We start from the raw sequence: 4,492 nt of genomic DNA on the forward strand, positions 1-4,492 counted from the left end.
CTATCAAGCCCAGTAATGAACAAGCGATCGAATCGTTTTTTCTAGATTATTGTCAAAACAATCAAGTCGTGTACAGCCATGTTGTGACTCATTTTTTGGAATTGTGTACACCTTTTTTTCAGAAATTAAATAAGATATCCAAGGCAAAAGTGATTGGAGTAGATCACAATCCGAGACCTCTCGAGGGCTATCCTCTAGAAAAGAAAATAGAGAAAAAAGTCAAAGGAATCCTTTTTTCTAGATATATTGATTTGTTCGTGGGCGTTTCTGAAGTATCAAAAAATGATTTAATTTCTGATTTTGGAATTCATATTAAATCAAAATCAAAAGTCATTGACAACGGTTTGGATCTTACTAAGTTTGTAATTAAAAATGTTTTTCATTCTAATACTAAATTTATTATTGCTTGCAATTTACGAAAAGAAAAAGGAGTGCAAGACGTTATTGAAGCGATAAAAAGTTTAAATAATGTCAATTTTACAATTGATATTTATGGCGAAGGAAATTATGAATCTGTTTTAAGAGAAATGGTCCAAAAATATTCCTTAGATAAAATTATTACATTCAAAGGGAGTGTTGCTAATCTATTTGAAATTTATAGTCAGTACGATTATTTAATCCATCCTTCTCATGGAGAAACGTTTTGCTATTCGGTTGTCGAGAGTTTGCTATGTCAATTACCAGTAATTACAACTATCCATCAAGGTAATGTGCTAGGTCTTGTTGCTGATAATGTAAATGGATTTTTATTTAATGAGATGGATAGCGATGCATTAACAACAATTATCAAAAAAATTTTATTAAATAAATCAACTATCAAGAGTTTTCCTAAAGATCCTGTTTTGTTAGATCTGTCGCTAGATAAAATGGTTCAAAATCATTTGCAATTAGTGCTGTAAAAATAATGATAACAGTTACGAAGTAGTATATTTGTACGTTAATTTAGTTTGGTACTATGTTTTTTAATTCCTTGACCTTCGCGGTTTTTTTGCCTATTGTATTTCTGCTGTACTGGTTTGTTTTTAATAAAACAAAGAAGACTCAAAATTTGCTGCTTATTTTGGCGAGCTATTATTTCTATTCTTGTTGGGATTGGCGTTTTTTGTTTTTATTGGTTTTTTCTACTTTTTTGGATTATTACACAGGCATCCAAATTGAGAAAAGTGAAAAAGAGAAAACGAGGAAATTTTGGTTTTGGTTGAGTATTGGAATTAATTTGGGTTTTCTAGGCGTATTTAAATATTATAATTTTTTTGCTAGCTCATTTGCTGAATTGCTAAATGATTTTGGATTAAAGTCCTCTCCTTTTTTACTGGACGTAGTACTACCAGTGGGAATTTCATTTTATACTTTTCACGGTTTGTCTTATGTAATCGATATTTATAAAAAAAGAATTAAAGCCGAATATAATTTTGTGGATTACTCCCTTTTTGTATCCTATTTTCCTTTGTTAGTAGCAGGTCCCATTGAGAGGGCTACTCACTTGCTACCGCAAGTAAAAGTAAAACGAAGCTTTGATTTTGAGCTAGCCAAGCAAGGTTTGTTTCAATTCATATGGGGATTGGTTAAAAAAGTAGTTATTGCTGATACTTGTGCAACTTATGCTAATGCTATTTTTGACAATTACAGCAGCATGAATTCTTGGTCACTAATTTTAGGAGCCGTTTATTTTGCTTTTCAAATTTATGGTGATTTCTCTGGATATTCAGATATGGCATTAGGGATGTCAAAATTATTTGGAATCAATTTATTACGAAATTTCAATTACCCTTATTTTTCTAGAGATATCGCCGAGTTTTGGCGCCGCTGGCACATTTCACTATCATCTTGGTTCAAGGATTACTTGTATATTCCGCTTGGTGGTAGTAAAGGCGGGAAGTCACAACAAGTACGGAATACTTTTATCATATTTGTAGTTAGTGGTTTCTGGCACGGTGCGAATTGGACTTATTTGGCTTGGGGTTTTATAAACGCATTGTATTTTTTGCCGTTATTATTGCGAAATACAAACAGGTCCAATATCGAAATGGTGCAATTAAATTGGAACTTCGATTCTGTAAAAGTAGTTTTCCAAATCTTTTATACCTTTTTATTAGCTTGTTTGGCATGGATTTTCTTTCGAGCGAATTCCATAACGGATGCAGTCCAATATATCAAAAGAATTTTTACTGAAGGAAATTTTAGTTCGCAATACCTTACTAACGAACGCTATAATTATGAGATGTTACTAATGATTGGGTTGTTCGTATTGGTGGAGTGGAATAATAGATTGAAAGAGGAACCTATTTCAGGGAAATATAGTTGGCTGCGCCTAAGTCTTGCCGTTGCTGCTATTTTAGCTTTAGGTACCTACTCTGATTATAAGGAATTCATCTACTTTCAGTTTTAACATCCTACTTAATAAATCATGAAAAAGTTTCTGCTTTTTATTTTAAAAATAGTTATTCTGATCCTACTTCTAGCGGTAGTGCTTGACTTTGGTTACACAATCATTTATGAAAGATCAAAAAATAGAGGGAAAATCGATTATGTTTTTAACTCAACCGCTCGTACCTATGATGTGGTTGTTCTAGGTTCCTCAAGAGCTAATAATCATTTCGTAACCGAATTATTTGAAAAGAACGGACTGAAAACATTTAATTACGGTATGAGTGGCGGTCATTTACACGAAGCTTCCTTGCTACTTAAATTAATGATCGAAAGAAAGTACAAAATTAAAAATGTGATTCTTGAAGCCGACTTGAATTTGGCCAATGATAAGCGGGCAGATGGTATAGCTGCTAAGTTTTTGCCTTACCTACACAGTTCGCAAATAGTTAAAAATCACTTTAAAAATGAAAAAGATTTTGTCGAACTATATTACATTCCGTTTTATAGGTATCTTAAGTTCGAAACAAGAATTGGCTTTAGAGATATGGTCAAAACTTTAGTTCAAGAACCAACCAACATCTTAGCTAACAATGGCTATTTTGCTCTAGGCAATAAAACAAAGGGGAATATGAAGAATAATATTGCTAAGCTTAATCCTTTACCAAATAATAAATATTATGAAGAGATAAAAGCAGTTTGCAAAGCAAATAACATCAATTTTATTGCCGTTATGACTCCTATGTGTGAAAATGTAATCGGCATGGATTATTTTGAAAAAGTAAATAAATCGTACCCCGAGATTCATAATTATGAAAATGTAGTTATTGAAAACAAATACTTTTCGTCCTGCGGACACATGAACGATGCTGGTGCTCGTATTTTTACCAATGCGATCATTCAAGACTTTTTTAAATCTAAATAATGAAAATAGCATTTTTAACTCCTGAATATCCACATCCTAGAACGGGTGCTTCGGGAGGTATAGGAACTAGTACTAAAAATCTAGTCATTGGCCTTGTTGCGGCTGGGTGTAAAGTTCGGGTTTTGGTATACGGTCAAGAGTGTGATGAAGTTTTTGAAGAGAACGGTTTTACAATACAACGAATTAAGAATGTTAAGATAAAAGGATTGTCGTGGTTTTTCACTCGAAAAAAACTAGAACGAATAATTAACCAATTGTACGATAGTCATCAAATAGAGTTAGTTGAAGCGCCTGATTGGACAGGAATAACCTCTTTTATCTCCCCTAAAAAATGTCAAATTGTTATTCGATTGAATGGATCGGACACTTATTTTTGTCATTTAGATGACCGTCCTGTGAAATGGAAGAATAAATTCCATGAAAAAAGAGCTTTGCAAAAAGCAGATGGAATGCTTGCCGTAAGTCAGTTTACGGCTGATACAACCAATGCAGTTTTTGGCTTGAATAAAAGCTTTACCATTATTCCCAATTCCATAGACGTGGCTTCTTTTAAACGAAATCAGCAAGTAGAAATAGTACCCAATACCATTTTATATTTTGGAAGTTTAATTCGCAAAAAAGGACTATTGGAACTGCCACTTATTTTCAACGAAGTCATAAAAGATAATCCTACTGCTCAATTAATTTTAGTGGGGAAAGATGTGCCTGATATTATTTCAAGATCTCCATCAACTTGGGGTCTGATGCAGAATTTGTTTAGTAAGGAAGCAGAGCCAAATGTTACCTGCCTAGGCAGTGTTCCCTATAGTGAGATTCAAAAACACATAAATCAAGCAGCTGTTTGCGTTTTTCCGTCTTTTGCTGAGGCGTTACCAGTATCGTGGATTGAAGCAATGGCAATGGAAAAGCCAGTTGTAGCTTCAAATATTGGTTGGGCAACAGATGTAATAGAGAATGGAATAAGTGGGTTTTTGGTACATCCAAAAGAGCATGTTAGGTATGCCAATGCAATTAACTCCTTACTTGAGAATAGCAAGGAACAACTAAAAATAGGTTCAGCTGCAAGACAACAAATAGTTCAAAAGTTTGGTATCGATATCTTAGCGAAAGAGAGTTTGGCTTTTTATAAATCAGTAATACAGTAGCCTTTGATTTTTATTTTTCACAACGCTAACATAATTTTAAAAATTGAAGATCAAT

At 33.2% G+C, this 4,492-nt stretch carries 4 protein-coding genes; all 4 read left to right on the forward strand.

The features are described 5' to 3' along the window. Positions 1 to 899 (forward strand): glycosyltransferase family 4 protein (locus P8M54_RS13935; protein WP_300288576.1); only part of this gene is annotated, 899 nt, incomplete at its 5' end. A gap of 56 nt (positions 900 to 955) precedes the next feature. Further along, positions 956 to 2,389, forward strand: a complete 1,434-nt coding sequence (locus P8M54_RS13940) for an MBOAT family O-acyltransferase (protein ID WP_300288577.1) — start codon at positions 956 to 958, stop codon at positions 2,387 to 2,389. Positions 2,390 to 2,407: 18 nt separating this feature from the next. After that, a complete protein-coding gene (locus P8M54_RS13945) occupies positions 2,408 to 3,292 on the forward strand; it encodes a hypothetical protein (protein ID WP_300288578.1) in 885 nt (294 codons plus the stop codon). Continuing rightward, on the forward strand, positions 3,292 to 4,437 hold the full coding sequence (locus P8M54_RS13950; protein WP_300288579.1) for a glycosyltransferase family 4 protein: 1,146 nt from the start codon (positions 3,292 to 3,294) through the stop codon (positions 4,435 to 4,437). Before P8M54_RS13945 ends, P8M54_RS13950 begins: the two co-directional genes overlap by 1 nt. Positions 4,438 to 4,492: the final 55 nt, after the last annotated feature.

The organism is Flavobacterium sp. (assembly GCF_029242675.1).
Taxonomy (GTDB): Bacteria; Bacteroidota; Bacteroidia; order Flavobacteriales; family Flavobacteriaceae; genus Flavobacterium.

Coding starts and splice junctions, on each gene's coding strand:
- P8M54_RS13940 (WP_300288577.1), top strand. CDS start 956: ATGTTTTTTAATTCCTTGACCTTCGCGGTTTTTTTGCCTATTGTATTT.
- P8M54_RS13950 (WP_300288579.1), top strand. CDS start 3,292: ATGAAAATAGCATTTTTAACTCCTGAATATCCACATCCTAGAACGGGT.
- P8M54_RS13945 (WP_300288578.1), top strand. CDS start 2,408: ATGAAAAAGTTTCTGCTTTTTATTTTAAAAATAGTTATTCTGATCCTA.